This is a genomic window from Allochromatium tepidum (assembly GCF_018409545.1).
GTDB classification, from domain to species: Bacteria; Pseudomonadota; Gammaproteobacteria; order Chromatiales; family Chromatiaceae; genus Thermochromatium; species Thermochromatium tepidum_A.
Genome location: NZ_AP024563.1, coordinates 2634534 through 2659508 on the forward strand (window position 1 = coordinate 2634534; position 24975 = coordinate 2659508).

The window sequence follows — 24975 nt, forward strand, 5'->3', positions numbered from 1 at the left end:
CCGGCCACGTCCGTTGGTCGGCACTGCCCGGAGAGGTGCCAGAGCGGCCGAATGGGCCTGACTCGAAATCAGGTGTACGCGCGAGCGTACCGTGGGTTCGAATCCCACCCTCTCCGCCATATATTTTCGCAAGTCGCTGATAGGCAAGGGAAAGCAAGGCGCCGAATGGATTCCGCCCCCCTTCTCGAAGCTGTTTGGCCTTCCGCCACGGCCGACGGTTGATTCCGTCATTCTAACGGCCCCTGATCCCGCTCGACCTTTCAGGGCCGCAATGCCTCGGGATGCCGCGCAGCGACCCGCAGTAGCGCCAATGCCGGGCCGCGCGGATGGCGGCGGCCTTGCTCCCAGCCTTCGAGGGTGCGGCGACTGACACCCAACAGGGCGGCGAACGCTTCCTGGGTCAGCCCCATACGTTCGCGGATCGCGCGGGCGTCCGGCGTGGAGACCTCGAAGGTCCGCAAAGCCACCTCTCCGCGCTGATGGGCTTTGATCTCTCGCAGACCGTCCAGGATCTCGCGTCCGATGTCACGTTGACTCATCACTGATTTCCTCCGCGATTGCCCGCAGGATGTGGGGCGGGATGTTCGTCTGTTCGTTCTTGGCGTAGAGGGTCAGCATCCAGACCTGCCCTGCTCGGTTGCGCCAGTAGTAGATGATCCGCAGACCTGTTTTTTGCTCCACGCTTACCCCGGCCGCTCCCACGCCAGCGCAGTTTGCGCACACCTCCACTTCCAGGTATCAGGTCGCCGGCCTCCGGGTGCAGGATCAGGGTCGCTTGCAGGGCGGCGTACTCATCATCACTGAGATGCTGAGAGACGAGCCGGGTGAAGAGGGATGTTTCGATGAAGACCATAACCGGATGATACGCCAAAGGCGGAGTGTGCGGACATCACATCCGGGCTTGGGGTGTCGCCAAGCCCGCGTGCTCGACGGCTTTGGCATGAGTCGCTCACCCATTCCGCCATGTAGCCAAGGTCTCTAAGGCCATCCGCGTCATGGCCTCAGCACGCTCCGGGCTGTCGGCCTCAGCATAGGCGCGCAGTTCGGGCGCATTGCCGGACGGGCGCAGATGCAGGATCTCGCCGCTCTCGAAGGTGATGCGCAGTCCGTCGGTGTCGTCGAGCGTGGCGACCGGGCCGAAGGCATCGCCGAACTCGGCTTCGATGGCCGCTTTGTCGGCTTCCCGCTTCCCCGTATTCAGGGCGGCGAGCCGTACCCGGCTGAGTTCGGTCGGAAAATCCTTGATCCGATCGCTGTGGGTGAAGCGTGGCGGCAGGTCGGCGGCCAGGGCCGAGACCGGCTGGCCGCGTTCCACGGCGTCGAGCAGGATGGTGACAACGACCACCAGCGCATCGCGTGTCGGTAGATTCGGCAGGAAGCGTCCTTCCAGCTGCGGCCCCTCGGTTCGGCAGAGATCGGTGGCGAGCAGGAAGCCGCCATTGGCCTCATAGCCGGCGACCGACTCCAGGCCGGCGTCCATCAGACGCTGCATCCCCTCGATGACGAAGGGCGAGCCGATGCGGGTACGTAAAACCCGCTCGAAGGCCCCACAGCGTTCGACCACCGTGTTGCTGCTGACCGGCGTGGCCAGTGCCTTGATGCCGAGCCGGCGCGCGCAGAGCACGCCGGCCACATCGCCGCGCAGCCACTGACCGTGCTCGTCGGCGATCAGCGGACGGTCGCCGTCACCATCGGCTGAGACCAAGGCATCAAAGCGACCGCTCGCCGCCCACTCGCGCGCGAGTGCCTGATCCTCTGGGCGCACCGCCTCGGTGTCGACCGGGACGAAGACCTCGGAGCAACCGAGCCGCGTGACTTTGGCACCGAGTCGGGAAAGTACGGCGACATAGGGTTCGCGCGCGACACTGGAGTGTTCGTAGACCCCGACCCGAAGGCCCTTGAGACAGTCACGCGGGAAGAAGTCCAGATAGCGCTCGATGTACAGCTTCAGGGCTTCGGGCCGGCGCTCCGGTAGTGCATCGGACTGATCGGCGACGAAGAAACCGGCGGCATCGAACAAACCTTCGGGCCGTGCGATCGTCTGAGCGCGGATGCCCTCTTCATCGTGCTTGAGGATTTCGCCATTGGGCAGGTTGAACTTGATGCCGTTGCGATCGTCCGGGATGTGGCTGCCCGTGACCATGAGGGTCGGGATCGACCGCCCGAAGCCATAGGCCGCCACCGCCGGGCTGGGGATGAAGCCCAGATCGATCGGCTGCCCTCCTTTGTCGCGCACGGCGCGTGCGCAGGCCGTCATGATGCGCGGGGTGCTGGGGCGCAGATCGCCGCCGATACCGACCTCCGAGCCGGGCGACCATTCCGAGATCTGCTCCAGATAACTCAGGAAACCGAGCGTATAGGCATAGCAGACCCAGTCGGTCATCCGGTCGGCCAGACCACGCGCGCCGCTGGTGCCGAATCCGACCCCACTCTCGGCCATCAAGTCGCCAATGTGCATTCTGAACTCCTCTGGTTTCCAGGCGTGTGTGATCAGTTTGCCGGCTCGGCCGCCGGCTTGTCCGTTGCCGGTGTCGACTCAGCCGAATCGGGCGCCGCCTCGTCCGTGCTCGGCGCGACAGGCTCGGGCGTTTCCGCCGGTGCTTCAGTCGCGGGCTTGGCCGTTGCCGGCGCTTCGGTCGCGGGTTCGCCCGACTCGGCCACGGGCGCCGCCGGTTCGACTGCCGGCGTCTCTGCGGCCTGCTGCAGCATCAAGCGCTCGATCCGGGCGGCCAGATAGCCTTCGCGCCAGGCCAGGATCAGTCCGGCGAGCAGGGCGAGGAGCACCAGATAGGTCTTCCAGGGACGTTTCTTCTCAGCGAAGGGATCGCGCAACGAACGCGCCGCCCCCTTGGGCAACTGCGCCGTACTGGTGAGCATAGCGCCGAACGGGATACTGATCTTGGCCTGGGCATTGACCGCCCAGCCGTTGGCATCCAGTAGCGGAGCCAGATTGCGCTGACGCAGCTTGAGATGCGCCAGCAGCATCGACGGCCCCGAGATCGCCAGCATCAGCCCGAGCAGCGCCAGCGGGATCTGCCACCAGCTCAAGGACAGCAGCCCCGTCATGACCGAGGCCAGCGCCGTGCCGATGGCGCCGACCGCCAGACCGATGGCGGCGAAGATACCGGCAAACTTGGCGATGTCGAACGGAGCCGGAGCCGGACCACCGGCCGAAGGTTCCTGGGCCTTGGTCGCCAGTGTCGTCACGCCCTGCTCGGCGCCGGTGTCGACGGCCTTGTCGCGCGCGCCGGCGAACTTCTCGATCTGCTGCGAGATCATCCGCCCCAGCCGCTTGTAGGGCGACCAGAACGCCTGCCCGGCACTGATCGGATGCTCGACGATCTTGACGATGGTGGCGTCCCAGTCGTCGCCGTTGCGGTCGTAGAAGACGCCGTTGCGCCCAACCATGAGATTGTCGCCGTCACCGGCCGTGAAAGCCGCCGCGATGGTCAGGGTCTCGGTGCCGCCGCGCCGTCGGCAGTCGCAGTAGGCCAGATAGATCTGACTGAGATTGGCCAGGGCCGCATGTTTGGCCGGGTCGTCGACACGCACGCAGAGGTCGCACGCGCGCCCGTCCAGATAGAGGGTGCCGGCCTGGAAGACCGCCTTGCGTCCCGGCGTGTAGAAGTCGCGCAGTGAGACGAAGTTCTGGAGCAGCGGCTCCAGGTGTTGGTAGTAGTGCACCAGCCGGTCGACCGACTCGATGGCGTCCGACACCCCGGCCAGTTCCAGATCCTGCTCGATCAGGTCGGCGATCGCGGCCTGGAACGGTCCCTCGACCAGTGCCCGGAGGCGGGTCGCGCCCAGCGGGGCGACCAGGGCGCCGCGCCGGTGCGAACGCCAGACCGAGTGGGCCTCGAAGCGCTTGCTCAGATCCAGCCATTGCGTCTCGCTCAGACTGTCGATGTCGCCGAGCAGCGGCGCCACCACCCGCGTGCGGAAGGCGTCCAGATCTCGCGCCCAGCGCGGATTGACCATCTGACGCAGCGGCAGCGCACGCCCCGGCTCGACCCGCGCCAGCGGAAAACCCGCCAGATCCTCGGTCTCCAGCGACAGGGTGCGGCCGGCCAGGGCGGCATAGTCGCTCTCGGCCGGATTGAGCAGCTCGGCGGCGCGCTGGTCGTAGTCGGCCAGCCGGGCGCGGGTGAAATAGTCGTCGATCTTGGTCTTGACCGACTCGAAGAGTTCGGCGGCCGACTCTGTGTCCTCGCCGAGCGGCAGGATGTTGGCCGCGTCGGCCTCGGCTTGTGCCCACCATTCGAGATACTCGCGCGCCTCGGCGAAGAAGCGGTCGCAGAGCGCCTGATCGATGCCGTCCTCGCCGCTGCGATCGGGCAGCGAGCCGACACAGCGCATGATGTCGCTGATCGCCTGGGCGACCGACTCGTCGCGGGCCGCGCTCGGCTGCACCACGCCATCGCCGTTGAAGCGCGATCCGGCGAAGATCTGGGTCGTATTAGCCGTCTCCGCCGCCGTGATGACGGTCGACTCGGTGCGCCCCAGGTTGTCGAGGATGCGCCAGGCCGAGGCCATGATCAGGCGCCCTTCCTCGGTGCTGTCGTCGATGGCGTCCAGCGGCAGACCGGCCCCGTGCTTGAACAGATCGCCCGGATCCTTGAGCCGGCGGCAGGTCCAGTGCACGGCCTCCTTGATCTCGTCGATGCGGATGCGTCCGTCGCCGTCGGTATCCAGCAGGGCCAGGGTGTGGCTGTCGAACTCCAGTCCCGAGGTCGGGCAGCTCAGGGCGGCCCAGAGCTTGGGGTCGAGTTCGGGCAGATGACGGATGTCCTCGCCCGAGTCGATCATGACCTGATCGAAACCGCCGAGTCGATTGAAGCGCCAGCGATGCGCCGGCCGGTGCGTGTCCGCAGACATGATCGTGTGTCCCCTTGATGGATGGCGGCCTCAGTCGGCGGTTCGGCCGGATTCTTCTACGTCCTGGGATGGCCGTGGTCCGCAAGGTCGAGGCTCGGATCGGATTGTCGGTCCATTGGAGTGGGTCGAGCAAGGGCAAGGGCCAATGCCGGGGCGGTTCAGTTGTCGGCGCAGAAGATGTAGAAAGCGATGACACCAGTCGAGGTAGGGCTGTTCGGTACGGGTCGAAGGCTTTTTAGATTATCTCCAAACCGATTAACGCTAACGGTATCCATAATACCCATCCTCGGTTGTACGGAAATGCCGCTAAGTCGCGGCGTTATGTTGAACGGCCGATTGGAGTAAATCGAGCAAGGGTGCCGCCTTGTGATAGGTCTCGCGATACTCGGACTCGGGGTCGGAGTCGATGACGATGCCGCCGCCGGACCAGAAGCGGACGAGGCCCTCAGCGTAAACCAGGGTACGAATGACGATATTGGTATCCATCGCCCCATCGAAGCCCAAATAGCCGATGGCCCCGCAATAGACACCGCGCCTGTTGGGTTCCAGTTCCTCGATGATCTCCATCGCGCGGCGCTTGGGCGCGCCCGTGATCGAACCGCCGGGGAAGGCCGCGCGCAGCAGATCGAGCGCCGTGCGTCCGGCGGCCAGCCGCCCCGTGACCGTGCTGACCAGATGATGCACGCGGGTGAAACGCTCGATCTCGAACAGCGCCGGCACCCGAACGCTCCCGGTCGCACACACCCGCCCCAGATCATTCCTCAGCAGATCGACGATCATCACATTCTCGGCGCGATCCTTGGCACTCAGACGCAGCGACTCGGCCAGATGCGCATCCTCAACCGGATCGGTCGAGCGCGGGCGCGTGCCCTTGATCGGCCGGGTCTCGACCCATCCGTCCCTGACCTGGAGAAAGCGCTCAGGCGAAGAGCACAGGATCCGGACATCCGGCATGCTCAGATAGGCGCTGAAGGGTGCGGCGTTGAGCGCCCGCAGTCGCTGATAGGCCGTCCAGGGATCGCCCGTGGCCGGAGCGGCGAAGCGCTGGGCGAGATTGACCTGATAGCAGTCGCCGGCGATCAGATAGTCCCGAATCCTTGCCAACGCCTGAAGATAGCCCATGTGCGTCAGATTGGATTCGACCGGGCCGAGCGTCCGGAACGGCTCGCGAACCCGGCGCGCGCCCGGCGCCGACAGCCGCGCCGCCCAGGTATCGAGCCGACGCGCATCCCAGCCGACCAGACAGGCGCGCCGTTCGACGTGATCCAGGATCAAGGCCCAGTCATAGACCCCCACAGCCAGCTCGGGGAGGCGTTCGGCATCGAGTGCGAGATTCGGCAGCGGCACGAAACGGCGCGCCAGATCATAGCCGAAATAGCCGATCGCCCCGCCGACGAAGGGCAATCCGGGGACGGTCTCACGCTTCGGCCCCAGGAGTTCGCCCAACAGATCGAGCGGATCGGCGTGCGAGCGCCCCGTCGAATCACCGGCATACCACGTACTTTCGGCACCGCGCGTGACCAGTGTCGCGACCGGATCGGCCGTGAGGATGTCGAAACGCCCCTGATCGCTGAACGGACGCCCACTATCGAGCCACACCGGCCGGGGATGGTCGAGCAGCCGTTCCATGTAGGGGCCGGCATCGGGTCGATAATCGAAATCGCGAATCAGAGGGGTCATCGAGCGGAGGGATCGTATGAACGGGATGTCGCCGACTGTGCGCGCCTCGCATCCGCCGAGGCTTGTCGGTTCGGGCGGTCCATCGTAGCATGATCGCCCATCGGTCTCGGCCCGCCGGATGGCTTGATAGCTGACGATCACTGGTCAGGCGCATCGATTCCTTCCCCGACCCATCTCGCACAGGACTCGTCCATGACACACTCGCCCCTGCAATCGAGGATCTCATGGCTGCTCTGGTCGCTTGCGAGCCTGACCCTGGTCGCGCCGGTGCTCGTCTGGCTCGCTCCCGCACTCATTCCCTGGACGGCCTTGATCCTGGTGCCGGCCATCGGCCTCGCCGGTTGGGGCCAGCGAACGCTGGGGCGCAGTCTCGCGCCCCTGCCGCGTCTGACCCAGGTCATCGAACAGGCCGGTCGCGGCCGGTTCGTAAAACGCATCACCCATCTCGAGTGCGAGGACGAGATCGCCCGCCTCTGCTGGGGCGTCAACGACCTCCTGGATCGTCTGGAGGTCTATTTCCAGACCCCGACCGGCGGGAGCGCCGCCGGCCTCGAAACCCTCAGACAACAGCTCGACCGCGACTGGTCGGGCGACTTCGAACAGGCACTGCAAAAATGCGAGCGACTGCGCGCCGAATGTGCCGAACGCGAGCGCACGCATGGGCGCTACCGGCTGCTCGAACGCACTCAGGCGCTCAACAGTACCAACCTGCTGTCCAACCTCGCCTCCAGCCAGCAGGATCTGGCGAGCGTCAACCAGGAGATGCAGTCGGTGCTCGACATGGCCACCGCCACCGCGCGCGAGGCCGAGGACGGCCAGGCCACCGTCGGTCAGGTCGTGACCTATCTGCAGGCGATCGCCGAGCGCATCAACCATGTCGCCGATGCCGTGGCACGACTCAACGCGCGCAGCCAGGAGGTCACGGACGCCGTGCAGCTCATCACGACGATCGCCAACCAGACCAATCTGCTCGCGCTCAACGCCGCCATCGAGGCCGCGCGCGCCGGTGAGGCCGGACGCGGCTTCGCCGTGGTGGCCGACGAGGTGCGCAAGCTCGCCGAGAGCAGCCGGCGCGCCTCCGAGTCCATCGGACTGGTCATGAGCGAGCTACGCGGCGAGAGCGAACGGATGCTCGAAGACTCGGACGCCATGCGCGAAATGGCCGGCCAGTCGAGCGCGGTCATCGGCGAGATGGAGGATCGCTTCGCCCGGTTCGCCGGCTCGGCGCGCGAAACCCAGTCGCGCGCCCGACATGCCCGCGACATGGGCTTCGGCACCCTGGTGAAGGTCGATCACATGATCTACAAGCAGCGCGCCTACATGGCCATCCTCACCGATGGACGCGAGCGCGAGCATGTCGAGGCCATCCGCGTCGATCACCGGAGCTGCCGTCTCGGTCGCTGGTACGCGACGAGCGGGCAGGAACTCTTCGGCGAGACGCGCGCCTACGCCGGCCTGGACAAGCCACATGCGCGCGTACACGAGAGCGTGCATCGGCTGCTGTCGTTGCTGGGCGGCGGCTGGGAGGATCGCCCCGAACTCCAGGAGACCATCCTCCAGGCCATGCGCGCGGCCGAGGAGGCGAGCCTCCAGGTCATGCGCGAGGTCGACCGGATGCTGGCCGAGAAGCACGGGGCCTGAGTGCCCTCGGAACGTCAGACGCTTCAGTGCGGTGCGCGATCGTCGAGATTGGCCGGACAGAGCACCTCGCGCATGATGCCGATGAGATCGAGCAGCTGCGCGTTGCGGATGCGGTAATAGATCCGGTTGGCCTCCTTGCGCGCGACCACGATGTTCTTGTTCCTGAGCTGTTCGAGATGCTGCGAGATGTTGCTCTGCGAGGTGCCGGTGCGCTCGACGATCTCGCCGACCGACAGCTCGCTCTTGCCGAGCGAACAGAGGATCTTCCAGCGTAGCGGATGGGCCATCGCCTTGAGGGCGTTGGCGGTCAGGGTGGTGTCTTCGTCCTCTTCGGGGACTTCGGGTGTGCTCGAATCGTTCATCCTTCACTCCTTTACTTCAATCGGTCTCGATGCGGGTGTAACCCGTCATGTCCTTGGCGATACAGATGATATCGCTGATCCGGCCCTCGGCGTCCTTCACCGCCGTGCGCGAGAACAGGATCGGCACCCGCCGCCCGTCGCGGGCGATGAAACGCGCCTCGATCTTGCTCAGCGCCCCGGTGCGGATCAGCGCCTCAAGCCAGGTGCCCATGAAGGCGCCGGCCTGCTCGTCGCCCTCCTCCTCGAACACGTCACCGATCGCCAGACCGAGCAGCTCCGCCTCGCTGTACCCCAGCAGACGCCGCGCGGCCGGATTGGTCAGCTTGATGCGTCCGTCCGGCTCCAGCACCAGCAGCGCCTCGCCCATGTGGTTGAGGATGTTCTCCAGATACTGCCGCGCCTCGGCCAGCTCGCGCGTGCGCTCGGCGACCTTGAGTTCCAGGGTGCGGTTGAGTTCGCGCTCCTTCTCGATCAGCCGGAAATAGGTGCTGATCTTGTTGATGAGTTGGGCGTCCTCGATCGGCTTGAGCAGATAGTCCGCCGCGCCGACGGCGAAACCCCGGCGCTGGAACTCCTCGGACTTGAAGGCGGCGGTCAGGAAGATGATCGGGATGTCGCGCGTGCGCTTGCGCAGCTTCAGGAGCGAGGCGGTCTGGAAACCATCCATCTCGGGCATCTGCACATCGAGGATGATCAGATCGATGTCCGGATGCGCATGGGTCAGATCGATCGCCTCCTGACCCGAACCGGCCTCCAGCACACTGACGTCGAGATGGCTCTCGATGAGCGTGCGCAGGGTGAAGAGGTTGTGGGCGTGATCGTCGACGATCAGGAGTTTGAAGTCGGCGTAGCGCGTCATGTCCTCTCCGTTGCCTGACGACGGGCGGATGCCCGGCCGTGTTCATCGCTCAGCGGCTCTAGGGGTTCGGACGCCGCTCGCCCCAGCACCTGCACCAGCAGCGCCGTGAGCGCCTCGGATTCGACCGGCTTGTCCAAGCGGGCGACGGCGCCGCCGACGAGACAGTCATCGAGTCGCGGGTCGGACTCCGGCGTCCCCATGACCGCCACCGCCGGATGCGGCCCCAGGGTCTCGGCCAGAAGGGCCTGGATCGTATCACAGGTCGTCTCGGTCGACACCTGAGCGGCCAGCAGCACCAGGGCGCAACCCTCGCCCTCCTCGCGCAGCGTCTCCAGCGCCTCGTCGAGATCGGCGGCGGTCTGGACGCGCAGACCGCGTCGCGACAGCTCCGAGGTGAGCCGAACCAGTGTCCTGACGTCTCGCTCGATGATGAGCACCCAGGGCGCGCCCGGCTCGGACAAGGACTCGGAGTTGACCTCCACCTCACCGGCGTCCCCATCGACCGCGTCGAGCGGCCCGGAAGCCACCGGCACAGATTCAGGCCGAATCTCAGGCGCCGGGCTCTCAGCGTCCGGCGATAGCGACAGCGGCAACAGCAGCGAAAAGCGCGAGCCGACTCCGGGCGTACTCTCGACCTCGATGACGCCGCCGAGCAGGGTCGCCAGCTCGCGACTGATCGCCAGACCCAGCCCGGTGCCGCCATAGCGGCGGCGCGTCGAGCCGTCGGCCTGCTGGAAGGCCTCGAAGATGATCTCCTGCTTGTCGGGCGGGATGCCGATGCCGGTGTCGAGCACGCTCAGCACCAGCGGCCGGACCGACTCCGCGCGCGTGCCGACCTCGACCCGCACCTCGCCGCGCTCGGTGAACTTGATGGCATTGGCGAGAAAGTTCTTGAGGATCTGGCGCAGTTTGTCACGATCGGTCCGGATCGACTCGGGCGCGCCCGGCTCCATAAGTAGACTCAGCTCGACCGATTTGTCGGCGAGCTGCGGACTGAAGAGTTCGATCAGATCCTCCAGCATCGGCCGCAGCTCGACCGGCTCCGGATTCAGGCTGAGCCGTCCGGACTCGATGCGCGAGATGTCGAGGATGTCGTCGATCAGCGCCCGCAGATCGCGTCCGGCCTCGTGGATGACCTGGGCCTGACGGCGCTGGATCGGACTCAGACCATTGCCCTCGGCACCGAGCATCTTCGACAGCAGCAGGATGGAATTGAGCGGCGTGCGCAGTTCATGGCTGACATTGGCCAGGAACTGCGACTTGTAGCGGTTGGACTGTTCCAGCTCGCGCGTATGGGCACGCGCCGCGCGCAGATGCTCGGCATGGGTCGCGGCCAGCTCGGTGAGTCGTTCGCCGAGTTCACGGAGTTCGCGCGGCCCGGTCCAACTGAAACGCAACGGTTGCCCGTCGTGCAGGATGCGCTGGATACCACCGAGCAGCTCGTGCCCGAAGTGCTCGACGCGCGCCGCGATCCAGCGCGCCAGCCCCATCACCGCCAGCACCAGCACGGCGATGATGGTCAGCACCCGCACGATCAGCTCGTTGCGGAAGGCATCCAGCGGCGAGGGATCGACCACGCGCCCGACCCAGAGCGGAAAGCCGTCCTCGGTCAGGAACATGGGCACCCACAGCATCTGCCGCCCCTGACCGCCCTTCCACAGCGCCAGCTTGCCCTCGGCGAAGATCGCCGCCAGTCCCGGAAAGGTCTCGAAGGCTTCCGGCTGACCGCCGGCCGGCCGGCCGGGGCGCAGATAGCTGCCGTCGTGATTGACCCAGAGCGTGTTGCGGTAGAACTGCGCCAACCCGCCGACATCGATGGTCAACACCACCACGCCCGGCTCCGGGTCGCCATGCTCGCCGCCGATCCGGCTGACCAGATTGAGGGTCATGAGCCGGCGCGGATCATCGACTCCGGTGCGGGCGTCGACGCGGATGCGGCTGACCATGACCGCGCCGGCCTGACTCCGCAACCCGGCATCGATGAACTGACGGTTCGGAACCTGGGGCGGCTGGGCGGTCGGGCGCCATTCCTGGGTGTGCGCGTCACGCACCAGCCAGAAGCGCTCCTGCCCCTCGGCGTCGACGAACAGGATCTGGATGACGTCGTGCTGATCGGCCAGGATCTGGTTGATCCAGGTGGTATAGCGCGCGCGCGCCGGATCGATCTGATCCGATTCCCCTCGCGCGCCCAGGATCAGTCCAGGCTCGGGCAGTTTGGCCAGGAAGCGGATCATCTCGTGACGGCTGGCCAGATGCTGGTCGAGATCGCGGAAGTCCGCGCGCAGATTCTGCAAGTAGGCGCGCTGATAGAAGAGCGCGGTGCGATCGAGCACCAGCGGCAGATTGATGAGCGCGGCCAGGATCAGCGGCATCAGGCCGAAGATCAGCAGGAACAGCAGGATATAGGCGCGCAGTTTGACGCCGGACGCGCGGGCCGGGGACATCCGGAGTCAGAGCGCGCGCACCAGGTCGAGCACCTGGGCGGCGTGGCCCTTGGGCTTGACGTCGTAGAGCGCGTGCCGGACGACGCCGGATTTGTCGACGACGAAGGTCGAGCGCAGGATGCCGAGCCGCTTCTCGCCGTGCGCTTCCTTCTCGCGCCAGACGCCATAGGCTTCGCAGACCTCGCCGTCGCTGTCGGAGAGCAGATGGATGGAGAGTCCGTATTTGTCGCGGAAGGCGCCGTGGCGGGCGCAACTGTCGCGGCTGATGCCGAGGATCTCGGTGTCGGCGGCCTCGAACTCGGCTTGCAGGTCGGTGAATTCGAGCGCTTCCATGGTGCAACCGGGCGTGTCGTCCTTGGGATAGAAATAGATCACGCAATGACGCCGCCCGCTGAGCGAGGCGAGACTCACCGGCTCCATGTCGGCGTTGGGCAGGGCGAAATCCGGGGCGCGATCGCCGGGTTGCAGCATGGGTGAGTGCTCCATCGACAGGGTTGAACGATGTCGCGAATGTAGGCATGACGACGCAGGTCGTCAACTCTCGCGCCCGCCTCGCGGCGGATGGTCGAAATCAGGCGCAGAAAATTCAATAATTTATTGTATTATGAATTTCTGTAAAACGACTGATGCACGACCCCTGGATGGGGCTGCAATGAGCAGCAAGCCCTTGGGTCGCCACGGCAGTCACACACCCTGCCGTCGCGGCCCTTTTTTACGCGCGCTGGGCGAGAGCCACGGTGTAGTGCGCGCCCTGCTTGAGCTTGTCGTAGTTGCCGAAGACCTCGGTGAGATTGCGCTCCATGTACTGGCGCAGTCCGTTGATCGTGACCAGATAGAGCCGACCGCCGGGACGCAGGCGGGCGTGGGCGTCGTGCAGCAGGATCGCCAGCAGTTCCTTGCCGACCTTGGCCGGGACGTTGCTCGCGATCAGGTCGAAGCGGCGTTCCGGCTCGATCTGGTCGAAGCCGTTGCTCAGCCGTGCCTCGGCGTTGTCGAGCCGGTTGAGTCGGGCGTTACGGTTGGCATAGTCGACGGCGACGAAGTCCTTGTCGACCAGGAGCGTGCGACCCTGGGGGGCCAGCGCCGCCAGGGTCAGGCCGATCGGACCATAGCCGCAGCCGAGATCCAGACAGTCGTCGCTCGGCTCGATGTGCAGATGATCGAGCAGCAAGCGCGTACCCTCGTCGATCTCGCGCGGCGAGAACAGACCCCAGGTACTGCGGAATTCGAGGGTGCGGCCGCCGAGTTGGGCCGAGAACCGGATGTCGCGGCGCAGACCGGCGAGTTGTTCGGGAGTGAGCATGGTAGAGAACGGCTCTGAATCTGGAATGGAAGACGATCGATGATGACGGACCCGGACAGCATGTCCGATCCGTCCGCGCGGCTCAACCCCGGACTTCCGATGTTCAGGCATTGAGTCGGCGCCTGGATCGTAGTCCAATGCCGGACCCAAGACCCACAGTGTTCTAGGAGTCCATCATGTGTCTCGCCATTCCGGCTCGCGTCACCCATGTCACTCGCATCGATCCGGCCATCGACACGGCGGTGGTCGATCTGGGAGGGGTCTCGCGCGAGGTCTCGATCGCGCTGGTTCCGGAGGTGGAGGTCGGCGACTATGTGCTGGTGCACGTCGGCTATGCGCTCAACCGGATCAGCGAGGAGGAGGCCCAGGAGACGCTGAAGCTCATGGCCGAGATGACGCGCCTGCTCGACGAAGAGATGGGTAACGCCGACGTGGTCGCCAAGCCGGCATGAAATACGTCGACGAATTCCGCGACCGGCATCTGGCGCGTCAACTGGCCGCCGCCATCGCCGCCGAGGTCGATCCCGAACGCGAATACCGCCTGATGGAGTTCTGCGGCGGACACACGCACGCCATCTTCCGCTATGGCATCCAGCAATTGATGCCGCCCAATCTGCGCTTCGTCCATGGTCCGGGCTGTCCGGTGTGCGTGCTGCCGATGACGCGGCTCGATCAGGCCATCGCCATGACGCGCGAGCATGGCGTGACGCTCTGCACCTATGGCGATCTGATGCGCGTGCCGGCGAGCGGACGCCGGACGCTGCTCAAGGCCAAGGCGGCCGGCGCCGATGTGCGCATGATCTATTCGACCCAGGACGTGCTGCGGATCGCGCGTGATGAACCCGAGCGCCAAGTGGTCTTCATGGCCATCGGCTTCGAGACCACCACCCCGCCCACGGCGGTCGCCATCCTCCAGGCGCGCGCCGAGGGGCTGAAGAACCTGTCGTTCCTCTGCAACCACGTCCTCACGCCGCCCGCGCTGCGCGCCATCCTGTCGCTGGCCGGACCCGAGGGCGTGCGGCTCGACGGCATCCTGGGGCCATCGCATGTGAGTACGGTGATCGGTACGCGACCCTATGAGTTCGTACCGAACCAGTTCGGCATTCCGGTCGTGATCGCCGGTTTCGAGCCGCTCGACGTCATGCAATCGGCGTTGATGCTGGTGCGCCAGATCAACGACGGGCGTCGTGAGGTCGAGAACCAGTACAGCCGCGCCGTCGGCGAGGGCGGGAATGCCCGGGCGCTCGAACTCATGGCCCGCGTCTTCGTCACCCGCCCGAGCTTCGAGTGGCGCGGACTCGGCTTCCTGCCCGAGAGTGCGCCGGCACTCGCCGAGGACTATGCCGATCTGGACGCCGAGCGCCGCTTTCCGGTCACGGTCGAAACGAGCCGCGAGATCAAGGGCTGCGAGTGTCCCGCCATCCTGCGCGGCCTCAAGGAGCCGACCGAGTGCAAGCTGTTCGGCGCCGTCTGCACGCCGGACAACCCGATGGGCGCCTGCATGGTCTCGTCCGAGGGCGCGTGCGCGGCCTACTGGAGCCATCGAACTCACATGCCATCTTCAGGACTGAACCGATGACCGACGGATCACGCTTTTCCGCCCGGCTGGATCTCGAACAGGGCCGGGTCGACATGAGCCACGGCGCCGGCGGACGCGCCATGGCCCAGCTCATCGACGAACTGTTCAAACAGGCGCTCGACAACGAATGGCTGTCCCAGGGCAACGATCAGGCGCTGTTCAGCGTCCCGCCCGGCCGGCTGGTGATGAGCACGGATGCCCATGTGGTCTCGCCGCTGTTCTTTCCGGGCGGGGACATCGGCTCACTGGCGGTGCATGGCACCCTCAACGATGTCGCCATGTCGGGCGCGCGACCGCTGCATCTGGCCGCAAGCTTCATCCTGGAGGAAGGCTTCCCGCTGGCCGATCTGGCGCGCATCGTCGCGAGTCTGGCGCAGGCCGCGCGTGAGGCCGGCGTCGCCGTCGTGACCGGCGACACCAAGGTCGTCGAACGCGGCAAGGGCGACGGGGTCTTCATCACCACCACCGGAATCGGCGTGGTACCTGAGGGTATCGCGATCTCGGGCGACCGGGCGCGGCCGGGCGATGTCATCCTGATCAACGGCCACATCGGCGACCACGGGATCGCCATCCTGTCCCAGCGCGAGAACCTCGGCTTCGAGACGGCGATCCAATCGGACTCAGCCGCCCTGCATGGACTGGTCGCCGACATGATCGCGGCCGTGCCCGACATCCACTGTCTGCGCGACCCGACCCGCGGCGGTCTGGCGACCACGCTCAACGAGCTGGCCCAACAATCCGGGGTCGGGATGCGCGTGCGTGAAACCGATATTCCGGTCCGCGAGGCGGTCTCGGCCGCCTGCGAACTGCTCGGACTCGATCCCGCCTATGTCGCCAACGAGGGCAAGCTGGTCGCGATCTGTCCGGCCGATCGGGCTGAAACCCTGCTGGCGACCATGCGCGCCCATCCGCTGGGCGCACAGTCGGCCATCATCGGCGAGGTCGTCGAGGATTCGCTCGGCTTCGTCCAGATGCAGACCCGCTTCGGCGGGGAGCGTCTGCTCGATTGGCTCACGGGCGAGCAACTGCCGCGCATCTGCTGACCTCGGACGCTCAGGCGTCCTCGGACTCCGCATCCTCGGCGGGGGCGTGATCCGGCTGCGACTGGGCGAGCTTCAACAGCGTGTCGCGACCACGCTCATCGGTGCGGCGGAAGTGATCGATCAGTTCCAGCTCGCGATCCGACAGCGGACCCCGGTCGTCGAGACACAGCAGATAGGTCGGCGTGACCGTGCCCAGGGCCACGGACAGTTCATGCGCCTCCTCCAGTCCCATGCGGCGGATGCCCTGCTCGTAGTTGCTGATACGCGACTTGGACAATGAGTTGGTGCGAGCCGACAGGTCGGCGAGACTGAGCTTTTGCTCATGCCGGGCCGAGCGCAGGCGCTGGCCGATACGTTTCGTCAGGTCCATGGTGATCTTGATGTTATGCAAGACTGTCTCTTTGAGGTGATTCTAGGTCGATGAATGTGAACGATGCCCGCCCACCCGACGAACGGGCAGACACACATCCTTGATGCAGGTACGGATACATCGGACAGCCATCCGGCGCGGGCGGATCTCGGCCCGGCGCGCTCTGGCTCGGATCAAGCCTTCCGGGGCGCTTCAGCCCAGGAGGGCGTCTTCCCATTCGGTGTCGCCGGCGGTCTGCGGCTGAGGTTGCGGCAGCGGCTCGACGATGCGATCGGCGAAGGCGCGATCGAGCGTCTTGATGAAACACTTGGTTTGCGGGGAGAGGAATTTACCACGACGTTGCACGATACCGTAACTGCGTCTTGGAAAATACTGCCCGATCGGAATACGGCCCAGCTTCTCCTCGCCCGTGAGGCAGACGTCGGTGACGATCGAGATGCCGAGACCCAGCTCGACATACTTCTTGATCACCTCCCAGCCGCCGGCCTCCATGGTCACGCGATAGCCCAGGTTGTGCTGCTTGAACACCAGGTCGACCATGCGCCAGGTGCTCAGATGCCGTGGCGGCAGGATCAGGCCATAGGGCGCGATCTCCTCCAGCGTCACCCGCTCCTTGCCGGCGAGCGGATGGTCGAGCGGCGTGATCAGGGTCGGCTGATAGGTCACGAACGGCCGATAGGTGATGTCGTCCGGGATCTCCAGCATCGACCCCACCGCCAGATCCACCTCGTCGGCGCGTAGCATGGCCAGACCGTCGCGCCCGGTGACATTGTGCAGCTTCAGTTCGATGCCCGGATACTGCTCGACGAAGTCCTGAATCGGACCGGGCAGGATGTAGAGGATGGTCGACTCACCGGCGGCGATGTTCAGCACCCCCTGATCCACGCGCCCGGCCTGGGTGGCGAAGGCCTCGTGGAGTTTGTCCATGCCTTCGACCAGAGGTTCGGCCATCTGGAACAGCAGATCACCCTCGGGCGTGAGCTTGATCTTGGGTCCGCGGCGCTCGAAGAGCACGGTCCCGAACTCGCGCTCGAGCGCCTGGATCTGGAGCGACACGGTCGGCTGACTGAGAAAGATCTTCTCGGCGGCGGCACTGACGCTGCCGGTGCGCGCGGCATGACAGAAGGCGCGCAGCTGCTTGAGTCGGTTTTGCTTGTAATGAATCTGGGAGCCTGAGCCCACGGTCATACCCACCTTTGGCACACGGATTACAATTGATGGTATACCACAAGATTCATTGATAAAAGCAATATCAGCATTTACTGCACAAAAAATCCAATCGCTCGATCGTGTTTCGTAACATACATCACACTCAGTGTTCGTCGAGTTGGCTCAGGATGTTGCGCGCGACCTGACGCTGGCCCGCATCGCCTTCTTCCAGCACCTGATAGAGCATCTGACGCGCGGCGAAGTCGTTGCCGAGATCGCGCAACTGATTGGCGCGACGGATCTTGTCTTCGACCGCATCGGTCGGCGTCGCTGAAGTCTCTGCCATCTCGGACGACTTGGATGGGATCGGCGCGGCTTTGGCGGCCTTGGCCTCCTCGGCGTCGATCAGATCCAATTCGGCCTCCATCTCGGCGTCGGTCATGGGGTGCCGGCGATCCGGGTCGTCGAAGCCGGGCGACAGCTCGCGGCCGACAGCGCCTCCACCCGCGCTTGGAGCGACGGGCAGCGGCTTGGGCGCAGCGCCTGCCGGCGGTCCGGCGGGCGGCGTGTCATCCTCGGCGCGTCGGCCCTTGAGCACCAGCTTGGAGAACAGGACGCCCAGCTCGAACAGCATCCACATCGGCACCGCCAGCAGGGTCTGCGAGATCATGTCGGGCGGGGTCAGGAACATGCCGATGACGAAGGCGCCGACGATCACGTAAGGGCGCTTGTTGGCCAGATCCTCGGGTGTCACCAGGCCGATGGCCACCAGCAGGATGGTGGCGATCGGGATCTCGAAGGCCAGACCGAAGGCCAGGAACAGCGTCAGCACGAAATCGAGATAGGCCGAGATGTCGGTCATCATCGCCACACCCTCGGGGGTGGTAGCGGCGAAGAAGGCGAAGATCAGCGGAAAGACCAGGTAATAGGCAAAGAGCATCCCCAGATAGAACAGCAGGATGCTGGAGACCAGGAGCGGGACGGCCAGCCGTTTTTCATGCTGGTACAACCCCGGCGCGATGAAGGCCCAGAGCTGATAGAGCAGATAGGGCATCGACAGGAACACCGCCGCGATCAGCGCCAGCTTGAGCGGGGTCAGGAGCGGCGAGGCCACCTGGGTGGCGATCATGGTGTTGCCCGCGGGCAACTGCGCCACGAGCGGCGCGGCCACGTAGGCATAGAGCTGGTTGGCGAAGGGCAGCAACACCCCCGCCATCACGCCGACAGCGATCAACATGCGGATGATCCGATCGCGCAACTCGACCAGATGCGAGATGAACGGCTGTTCGGCGCCCGGATCGTCGGGCTGCATCGCGAGAGACATGGTTTGGATCCTTGGTTGAACGGGGGATTCGGCGTATTCAGCCGGTTCGGTTGGCCTTTTCCTCGAGTCCCGAGAGTCCGAAGCGCCGGTCCAGTTCGTCGAGCACCTGACGCGGTCCCAGCCCCTGCTGGGCGAGCAGCACCAGGGTATGGAACCAGAGATCGGCGACCTCGTAGACGAGCTTATCGGGCACGCCGTCCTTGGCCGCCATCACGGTCTCGGTGGCCTCCTCGCCGACCTTCTTGAGGATGGCATCGAGGCCCTTGGCATAGAGCTTGGCGACATAGGAGGAGCCCGGGTCGGCGCCCTTGCGCGACTCCAGGACTTCGGCGAGTCGGTCGAGTACGTCGGTCATGTGATCCTGTTCCTCACTTCGAGCCGCTTCCGCTATAGATGGCGTTCGGATCTTTGAGCACGGGCGCGATCTCGACCCAATCGCCGGTCGTGTCCAGCGCGCGGTAGAAGCAATCGTGACGCCCGGTATGGCAGGCGATACCGCCCTTCTGCTCGACTTCCAGCAGCACCACGTCGGCATCGCAGTCCAGGCGGATCGAATGGACCACCTGCTGGTGGCCGGACTCCTCGCCCTTGTGCCACAGCCGCGCGCGCGAACGCGACCAGTAGACCGCATGCCCGGTCTCGCGCGTCAGACGCAGTGCCTCGCGGTTCATCCAGGCCAGCATCAGCACGCTTCCGGTTCCATGCTCCTGAGCGATGGCCGGGATCAGACCGTCCGGACCCCAGGCGATGGCATCGAGCCAGGCGTCGTTCGCCGTCATGCGCTCACTCCCCCCACTCAGGATATCGGCCAGACGCTGCCCCTCGGCGAAGTCGAGCGTCCCCTCGTAGATGGCGCGCCCCGTGATGGCGGCGGTGATGCCGCCGGCCTCGGCCAGGGCGCGGATGTCGTCGATATTGGTGATGCCGCCCGAGGCGATGACCGGGATGCGGACGGCCTCGGCCAGGGCGCGCGTGGCCTCGACGTTGGGACCGGAGAGCATCCCGTCGCGCCCGATGTCGGTATAGACGATGGCCGTCACGCCGTCGTTCTCGAAGCGCCGCGCCAGATCCTCGACCCGATGTTCGGTGATCTCGGCCCAGCCGTTGATGGCGACCTGTCCGTCCCTGGCGTCGAGTCCGACCATGATGTGTCCCGGAAAGGCACGGCAGGCGCGGGCGACGAACTCAGGCTCACGCACGGCCTGGGTGCCGATGATGCAGTAGCGCACGCCGGCCTTAAGATAGGCTTCGATGGTCGCCTCGTCGCGGATGCCGCCGCCGACCTGGAGCGGCAGCTCGGGATAGGCCGCCGCGATGCCGCGAATGGCCGCGCCGTTGACCGGCTCGCCGGCGAAGGCGCCGTTGAGGTCGACCAGATGCAGCCGGCGGGCGCCTTCGTCCAACCAGCGCCCGGCCAGCTCGACCGGGTCGTCGGAGAAGACGGTCTCGTCGTCCATGCGGCCCTGACGCAGCCGCACGCAGCGGCCATCCTTCAAATCGATCGCGGGAATCAGCAGCACCGGATTGCTCTCCGCTGTATGGCTGTGGGATGTCGAATGAACGGTTCGGGAGCGATGTCTTAGAGCGCGCCCTTGGTCGAGGGCGTGATGCCGGCCATGCGCGGGTCCGGTTCGATGGCCATGCGCAACGCGCGACCGAAGGCTTTGAACATGGTCTCGGCCTGATGGTGCGAATTGACGCCGCGCAGGTTGTCGATGTGCAGGGTCATGCCGGCATGGTTGACCAGTCCCTGGAAGAACTCCCGGAACAGATCGACATCGAAGGCGCCGATCCGGGCGCGGGTGAAGGTGACGCCATAGACCAGCCCCGGTCGTCCCGAGAGGTCGATGACCACGCGCGAGAGTGCTTCATCCAAGGGCACATAGGCGTGACCATAGCGGCGGATGCCCTTCTTGTCGCCGAGTGCCTTGGCGAGCGCCTGACCGAACGTGATGCCCAGATCCTCGACCGTGTGATGATCGTCGATGTGCCGGTCGCCGACCGCCTCAATGTCGAGATCGATCAGACCGTGGCGTGCGACCTGATCGAGCATGTGCTCCAGGAAGGGCACGCCGGTTGCGAAGGACGCCCGACCCTGACCGTCCAGGTTGAGACTGACACGGATCCGGGTTTCGAGCGTGTGGCGCTCGACTTCGGCACGACGGGGTGTATCCAGTGACATGGGCTTGGCAATGCTCGCTACGCTACGCGGCGCGCCGGGGCGCTCCAAAAGACGGCATTAAACCACAGCTTTACACTGGATCATACGCGCCCGAACGCGAATATGACGGCGCGGCGCCGAATCAAGCCCGCATCACACGAATCCGCCGCCCCGGCGGGCTGGTCGTCTCGGCGTTGTGCGTGCGTTCGCGGATCGGCGGCTGTCCGGTGCGACGGTCGAAGATGACCCGCCAGCCTCGGTCCAGTGTCAAGTTCCCGGAGATTGCAGACCGCTTGATAGCGTCCCTCAAGGTTGAGGTGATCCATGCGGATCGGGCCTTCGGCGTTGAAAAACGCATTTTTTGTCCCGGTTGGCGGCTATCACAGCTATTGATCACCAAATGTCCGGCGCAACGCTTCATACACTTCTTTTTGAACTGAGCGACTTTGCTTGCGAATGCGGGCGATTAGATTTTTAGCGGTCTCGGTCGGCGGCTGAATGTTCGCTCGCGCCTGATTACAAGCCGTGCAGAGTACTCGCAAATTTGACCTATCATTCGTTCCGCCTTGCTCAATCGGAATTTCATGATCAATAACAAGGCGCACTTTTCGTGTCGGGTCGCAAGGGTCTGCATCACCCCCTGTTCTTCCACAGAGTTGGCAGGTAAAACCGTTCCTTTCCAAAATCTCCATGCGAAGCCGGCTGGAGATTCCACGTTCGATAGCCGGAAGTCTTTCGAGACTTACAAGAACGTACTCGCTCGGCTTCAAGTCCATGCTGTCTTTATATGAGTGAATTTGCATTCCTTCTTCGTTTCGCAATTCACGGATGCGGCGCTGATAGTCACGGATTCCGGCAACCTCGCTGATTTGCTGCGTGGTTACGATTTTACCGACGTTTGCCTCAAGAAAAGCCCTGATTTTTGCTCGCGCACCAACTTTTTCTTTAGTCATTCTCAGCAATTTCCTCGCCTTTTATAAATTGATTCAAATTCCGCCGCAGCTTTTCCAAGTCCTTCATTTCACACTGCCATATCACCAAAAGATCCCAACCTGAATTCTTCAGTTCGGCTTGTGCTTTTTTATCTCTTGCCATGTTTTCATCAATTTTTTTATTCCAAAAATCCGCATTGGATTCCGGCCTTGCTGCACGGCGGCAACCTGCGTGACCATGCCAAAAACAACCGTGAATGAAAATAGCTTTGCGGTACTTCGGCAGAACAATGTCTGGTTTGCCAGGTAATTCATTTCGATGGAGCCGAAACCGATAGCCCATCGCGTGCAGCAAACTGCGAACAACTTTCTCAGGTTTCGTATCTCGCCCCTTCACGAGGGACATAATGCGGCTTCGTTCTTGAGGTGTGAAGCGGTCGGGCATGGCTCAAGAACCTCCATAACTTGACGCCTGCGACACAGCAATTCCCTAACACTGCGTGCGACGGCGGCAGCCAAAAGCGGCGGCACGGCATTACCTATTTGCTTGGCAATTTCAATTTTAGAACCGTGAAATACAAAGTCGTCGGGAAAAGATTGCAAACGCGCCGCCTCTCGGTGAGTGATTGGACGATGCTCGCATGGATGGAGATAGCGGCCTTTCTCCGGCTTGAAAAACTCGGTGCGAATCGTGAATGCCGGCTTGTCCCACCACAAGCGCCCGAAAAGGTCTGTACCGCCTGATGTTTTACGAATCCAGCAATCGGGCGTGAGCTCAGGTGCGCGGCGTTGCAAGTCAAAACGGTTCATTCCTTCTTCCGGAATTGCCTTGTACCTTTCCAAACTGTTTGCTGTTGGGGTTCGTCCAAAATGTAAATCATACGGCGGCTCAACTTCACGCATCTCCGTTCCAACCGGCGGCTTTAAGTCTCCGATAGCATCACGCACGGTTCGCCATGCAGGAAGTACTCCGCTTGTGCCCTTTGCGAATAAATCATTTACTTTTTTTTGTTCCTTCGGATTGCGATGCGTAGGAAGCGGCGGAAAAAATTCTTGCGGATCGAAAAAACGACAGCCGAGAATAAAGGCGCGGTGACGAGTTTGCGGAACACCGTAATCTGCGGCGCATAATTTGGCGCAGGCAATTTTAAAACCCATTTCCCGCGCTCGTTCGGCAATGGCCAAGTACTCCGGCGAACCGAGCAATTGCGGTACATTTTCAATCAAAAAAATGTCGGCGCCGGCTCTTTCCACAACCTCTAAAAAAGGCCGCCACATTTCTTTTCGAACATCGTTCTCGCGGTTTTTGTTGAGGAGTGAAAAACCCTGACAAGGCGGACCGCCGATGACGACATCGGCAGAGGGTATTTTCGTGTGCGGGTCGGCAAGCAGCTCCAAAATATCGCCGTGTGTGCAATGCCCGCCAAAATTGGCATTATAAGTTTCAGCCGCATAGGCGTTGAAATCGTTCGCCCAAATCGGTTGGAAGTCGTTGCCGAATTTTTTTGTAAAACCTAAAGTCAGTCCGCCTGCGCCGGCGAACAAATCTATAACCTTGAATTGATCCGAGTCTCGCATTTTTCCCTCTCGTTTGGGCACAGCTTCGCGAATCTGCCAGACTTTCAATTCAATGAAAGCATTGTCGATTAACAAGCGGCAAATGTCGTGAATGGTAACAGGCGGCATGTTTTCACTGTAAAAACACACCGCAATGTTGTCGATCTGGAAACGGAAGACCGACCTCAAGATCACGCCATAACAGCGCCGCCGGAAGCCGCTCCTCTCTCCGCCCCCGACAGATCGAGGGCGGAGCAAAGGCTCAGGCGTTCAGTTTGCGCTTGAGGATTTCATTGACCTGCGCCGGATTGGCCTTGCCGCCGCTCTGCTTCATCACCTGACCGACGAAGAAGCCGAACACCTTGTCCTTGCCGGCACGGTACTGTTCGACCTGCTCCGGGTTGGCGGCGACGATGGCCTCGATCATGGCCTCAATGGCGCCGGTGTCGGTGATCTGCTTGAGACCCTGGGCCTCGATCACGGCATCGGCCTCGCCGCCGCCGTTCCACATGCCCTCGAACACCTGCTTGGCCAGCTTGCCCGAGACCGTGCCGTCCTGGATGCGTGCGATCAGACCGGCCAGGGCGCCGGCCGACACCGGACTGGCGCCGATCTCACATTCGCTCTTGTTGAGCGCCGCCATCAGCTCGCCGCTCACCCAGTTGGCCGCCAGCTTCGGCTCGCCGCACGCACGGGCCACGGTCTCGTAGTAATCGGCCAGCTCGCGACCGGCGGTCAGCAGATCGGCGTCGTACTCCGACAGCCCGTACTCGGACTGGAAGCGCGCGCGCTTGGCGTCCGGGAGTTCCGGCAGATCGGCGGTCGCCTCGGCCAGAAAGGCGTCGTCGATCTCCAGCGGCAGCAGATCCGGATCGGGGAAATAGCGATAGTCGTTGGCCTCCTCCTTGGTGCGCATCGAGCGCGTCTCGTCCTTGACGGCATCGTACAGCCGCGTTTCCTGGACCACGGTGCCGCCGCCCTCGATCAGATCGATCTGGCGCTCGACCTCGAAGGCGATGGCCTTCTCCAGGAAGCGGAAGGAGTTGACGTTCTTGATCTCGGTACGGGTACCGAACTCCTTCCGGCCGACCGGACGCACCGAGACGTTGGCGTCCATGCGGAAGGAGCCTTCCTGCATGTTGCCGTCGCTGATGCCGATGTAGCGCACGATCTGGTGGATCTTCTTGGCATAGGCCACGGCCTCGGCCGGCGAGCGCAGATCCGGCTCGGAGACGATCTCCAGCAGCGGCGTGCCGGCACGGTTCAGATCGATGCCGGTGAAGCCGTGGAAGTCCTCATGCAGCGACTTGCCGGCGTCCTCTTCCAGATGGGCGCGGGTGACGCCGATGGTCTTGACCGTGCCGTCGTCGAGGACGATCTCGACCCGGCCCTTGCCGACGACCGGCAGCTCGTACTGGCTGATCTGGTAGCCCTTGGGCAGGTCGGGATAGAAATAATTCTTGCGCGCGAACACCGAGCGCGGCGCGATCTCGGCGTCGATGGCCTTACCGAAGCGCACCGCGAGGCGCACCGCCTCGACATTGAGCACCGGCAGCACGCCCGGCAGCCCCAGGTCGATGGCGCAGGCCTGGGTGTTGGGTTCGGCGCCGAAGGCGGTCGGCGCGCCGGAGAAGATCTTGGACTGGGTCGCGAGCTGGGTGTGGATCTCGAGACCGATGACGGTTTCCCACTGCAT

General features: G+C 64.1%; 24 protein-coding genes, 1 tRNA gene and 1 pseudogene. 5 read left to right on the forward strand and 21 right to left on the reverse strand.

Annotation, left to right across the window (positions count from 1 at the left end; translation table 11 throughout):
- The first annotated feature begins 29 nt into the window (after window positions 1-29).
- Window positions 30-119: transfer RNA gene (locus Atep_RS12625), tRNA-Ser, on the forward strand.
- Between the two features lie 141 nt (window positions 120-260).
- On the opposite strand, the gene Atep_RS12630 is transcribed toward Atep_RS12625, so the two are convergent.
- The 5 genes from Atep_RS12630 to pabB form a co-directional block, all read right to left on the reverse strand.
- On the reverse strand, window positions 261-539 hold the full coding sequence (locus Atep_RS12630) for a helix-turn-helix domain-containing protein (RefSeq protein ID WP_200158053.1): 279 nt from the start codon (window positions 537-539) through the stop codon (window positions 261-263).
- Entirely contained in the window at window positions 526-681 is a 156-nt protein-coding gene (locus tag Atep_RS12635) for a hypothetical protein (protein ID WP_213378848.1), read from the reverse strand. Before Atep_RS12635 ends, Atep_RS12630 begins: the two co-directional genes overlap by 14 nt.
- Before the next feature lie 268 nt (window positions 682-949).
- Window positions 950-2458, reverse strand: coding sequence for a phosphomannomutase (locus tag Atep_RS12640; protein WP_213378849.1), 1509 nt, complete (start codon window positions 2456-2458; stop codon window positions 950-952).
- 32 nt (window positions 2459-2490) lie between these two features.
- Window positions 2491-4875, reverse strand: a complete 2385-nt coding sequence (locus tag Atep_RS12645) for a hypothetical protein (protein ID WP_213378850.1) — start codon at window positions 4873-4875, stop codon at window positions 2491-2493.
- A gap of 306 nt (window positions 4876-5181) precedes the next feature.
- Window positions 5182-6555: an aminodeoxychorismate synthase component I gene (gene pabB / locus Atep_RS12650; RefSeq protein ID WP_213378851.1), complete on the reverse strand. Its 1374-nt coding sequence runs from the start codon at window positions 6553-6555 to the stop codon at window positions 5182-5184.
- 192 nt (window positions 6556-6747) lie between these two features.
- Here pabB and Atep_RS12655 point away from each other — a divergent pair, with 192 nt between their 5' ends.
- Window positions 6748-8196 carry a methyl-accepting chemotaxis protein gene (locus Atep_RS12655; RefSeq protein ID WP_213378852.1) on the forward strand — a complete coding sequence of 483 codons (1449 nt, stop codon included), beginning with the start codon at window positions 6748-6750 and terminating at the stop codon, window positions 8194-8196.
- 23 nt (window positions 8197-8219) lie between these two features.
- Here Atep_RS12655 and Atep_RS12660 read toward each other — a convergent pair whose 3' ends face one another.
- From Atep_RS12660 to Atep_RS12680, 5 genes are all read right to left on the reverse strand, one after another.
- Window positions 8220-8558 (reverse strand): ArsR/SmtB family transcription factor, encoded by a 339-nt coding sequence (locus tag Atep_RS12660; protein WP_213378853.1) that lies wholly within the window; start codon window positions 8556-8558, stop codon window positions 8220-8222.
- A 16-nt stretch (window positions 8559-8574) separates the two neighbouring features.
- Window positions 8575-9417 carry an ATP-binding response regulator gene (locus tag Atep_RS12665; protein ID WP_213378854.1) on the reverse strand — a complete coding sequence of 281 codons (843 nt, stop codon included), beginning with the start codon at window positions 9415-9417 and terminating at the stop codon, window positions 8575-8577.
- Window positions 9414-11861 (reverse strand): hybrid sensor histidine kinase/response regulator, encoded by a 2448-nt coding sequence (locus tag Atep_RS12670; RefSeq protein WP_213378855.1) that lies wholly within the window; start codon window positions 11859-11861, stop codon window positions 9414-9416. Before Atep_RS12670 ends, Atep_RS12665 begins: the two co-directional genes overlap by 4 nt.
- Window positions 11862-11867: 6 nt before the next feature.
- Window positions 11868-12332, reverse strand: coding sequence for a peroxiredoxin (locus tag Atep_RS12675; protein WP_213378856.1), 465 nt, complete (start codon window positions 12330-12332; stop codon window positions 11868-11870).
- A gap of 241 nt (window positions 12333-12573) precedes the next feature.
- Window positions 12574-13164 (reverse strand): class I SAM-dependent methyltransferase, encoded by a 591-nt coding sequence (locus Atep_RS12680; RefSeq protein WP_213378857.1) that lies wholly within the window; start codon window positions 13162-13164, stop codon window positions 12574-12576.
- A 176-nt stretch (window positions 13165-13340) separates the two neighbouring features.
- On the opposite strand from Atep_RS12680, the gene Atep_RS12685 reads away from it, so the two are divergent.
- Genes Atep_RS12685 through hypE form a run of 3 tightly spaced genes read left to right on the forward strand, consistent with a single transcriptional unit; the run spans window position 13341 to window position 15786 of the window.
- Window positions 13341-13616, forward strand: coding sequence for a HypC/HybG/HupF family hydrogenase formation chaperone (locus Atep_RS12685; protein WP_213378858.1), 276 nt, complete (start codon window positions 13341-13343; stop codon window positions 13614-13616).
- A complete protein-coding gene (gene hypD / locus Atep_RS12690; protein ID WP_213378859.1) occupies window positions 13613-14743 on the forward strand; it encodes a hydrogenase formation protein HypD in 1131 nt (376 codons plus the stop codon). The genes Atep_RS12685 and hypD overlap by 4 nt, the downstream gene beginning before the upstream one ends.
- A complete protein-coding gene (hypE, locus tag Atep_RS12695; protein WP_213378860.1) occupies window positions 14740-15786 on the forward strand; it encodes a hydrogenase expression/formation protein HypE in 1047 nt (348 codons plus the stop codon). The genes hypD and hypE overlap by 4 nt, the downstream gene beginning before the upstream one ends.
- Before the next feature lie 10 nt (window positions 15787-15796).
- Here the strand turns inward: hypE and Atep_RS12700 are convergent, their stop codons facing one another.
- The 11 genes and pseudogenes from Atep_RS12700 to gatB form a co-directional block, all read right to left on the reverse strand.
- Entirely contained in the window at window positions 15797-16156 is a 360-nt protein-coding gene (locus Atep_RS12700) for a helix-turn-helix domain-containing protein (protein WP_213378861.1), read from the reverse strand.
- Window positions 16157-16348: 192 nt separating this feature from the next.
- Entirely contained in the window at window positions 16349-17344 is a 996-nt protein-coding gene (locus Atep_RS12705) for a LysR family transcriptional regulator (RefSeq protein ID WP_213378862.1), read from the reverse strand.
- A gap of 124 nt (window positions 17345-17468) precedes the next feature.
- On the reverse strand, window positions 17469-18629 hold the full coding sequence (gene tatC / locus Atep_RS12710) for a twin-arginine translocase subunit TatC (protein WP_213378863.1): 1161 nt from the start codon (window positions 18627-18629) through the stop codon (window positions 17469-17471).
- Between the two features lie 37 nt (window positions 18630-18666).
- Window positions 18667-18984, reverse strand: coding sequence for a phosphoribosyl-ATP diphosphatase (locus tag Atep_RS12715; RefSeq protein WP_213378864.1), 318 nt, complete (start codon window positions 18982-18984; stop codon window positions 18667-18669).
- A 13-nt stretch (window positions 18985-18997) separates the two neighbouring features.
- A complete protein-coding gene (gene hisI / locus Atep_RS12720; protein WP_213381665.1) occupies window positions 18998-19408 on the reverse strand; it encodes a phosphoribosyl-AMP cyclohydrolase in 411 nt (136 codons plus the stop codon).
- Window positions 19409-19423: 15 nt separating this feature from the next.
- Window positions 19424-20149 (reverse strand): annotated as a pseudogene (gene hisA / locus Atep_RS12725) (1-(5-phosphoribosyl)-5-[(5-phosphoribosylamino)methylideneamino]imidazole-4-carboxamide isomerase); the annotation flags it as partial.
- Between the two features lie 59 nt (window positions 20150-20208).
- Window positions 20209-20811, reverse strand: a complete 603-nt coding sequence (gene hisB / locus Atep_RS12730) for an imidazoleglycerol-phosphate dehydratase HisB (protein ID WP_213378865.1) — start codon at window positions 20809-20811, stop codon at window positions 20209-20211.
- A 365-nt stretch (window positions 20812-21176) separates the two neighbouring features.
- Window positions 21177-21743: an HNH endonuclease gene (locus tag Atep_RS12735; protein ID WP_213378866.1), complete on the reverse strand. Its 567-nt coding sequence runs from the start codon at window positions 21741-21743 to the stop codon at window positions 21177-21179.
- The gene (locus Atep_RS12740) at window positions 21736-22167 is read right to left on the reverse strand and encodes a very short patch repair endonuclease (protein ID WP_213378867.1); all 432 of its coding nucleotides are present in this window, start codon (window positions 22165-22167) and stop codon (window positions 21736-21738) included. The genes Atep_RS12735 and Atep_RS12740 overlap by 8 nt, the downstream gene beginning before the upstream one ends.
- Entirely contained in the window at window positions 22116-23468 is a 1353-nt protein-coding gene (locus Atep_RS12745) for a DNA cytosine methyltransferase (protein WP_213378868.1), read from the reverse strand. Before Atep_RS12745 ends, Atep_RS12740 begins: the two co-directional genes overlap by 52 nt.
- 73 nt (window positions 23469-23541) lie before the next feature.
- Window positions 23542-24975, reverse strand: coding sequence for an Asp-tRNA(Asn)/Glu-tRNA(Gln) amidotransferase subunit GatB (gene gatB / locus Atep_RS12750; RefSeq protein ID WP_213378869.1), 1434 nt, complete (start codon window positions 24973-24975; stop codon window positions 23542-23544).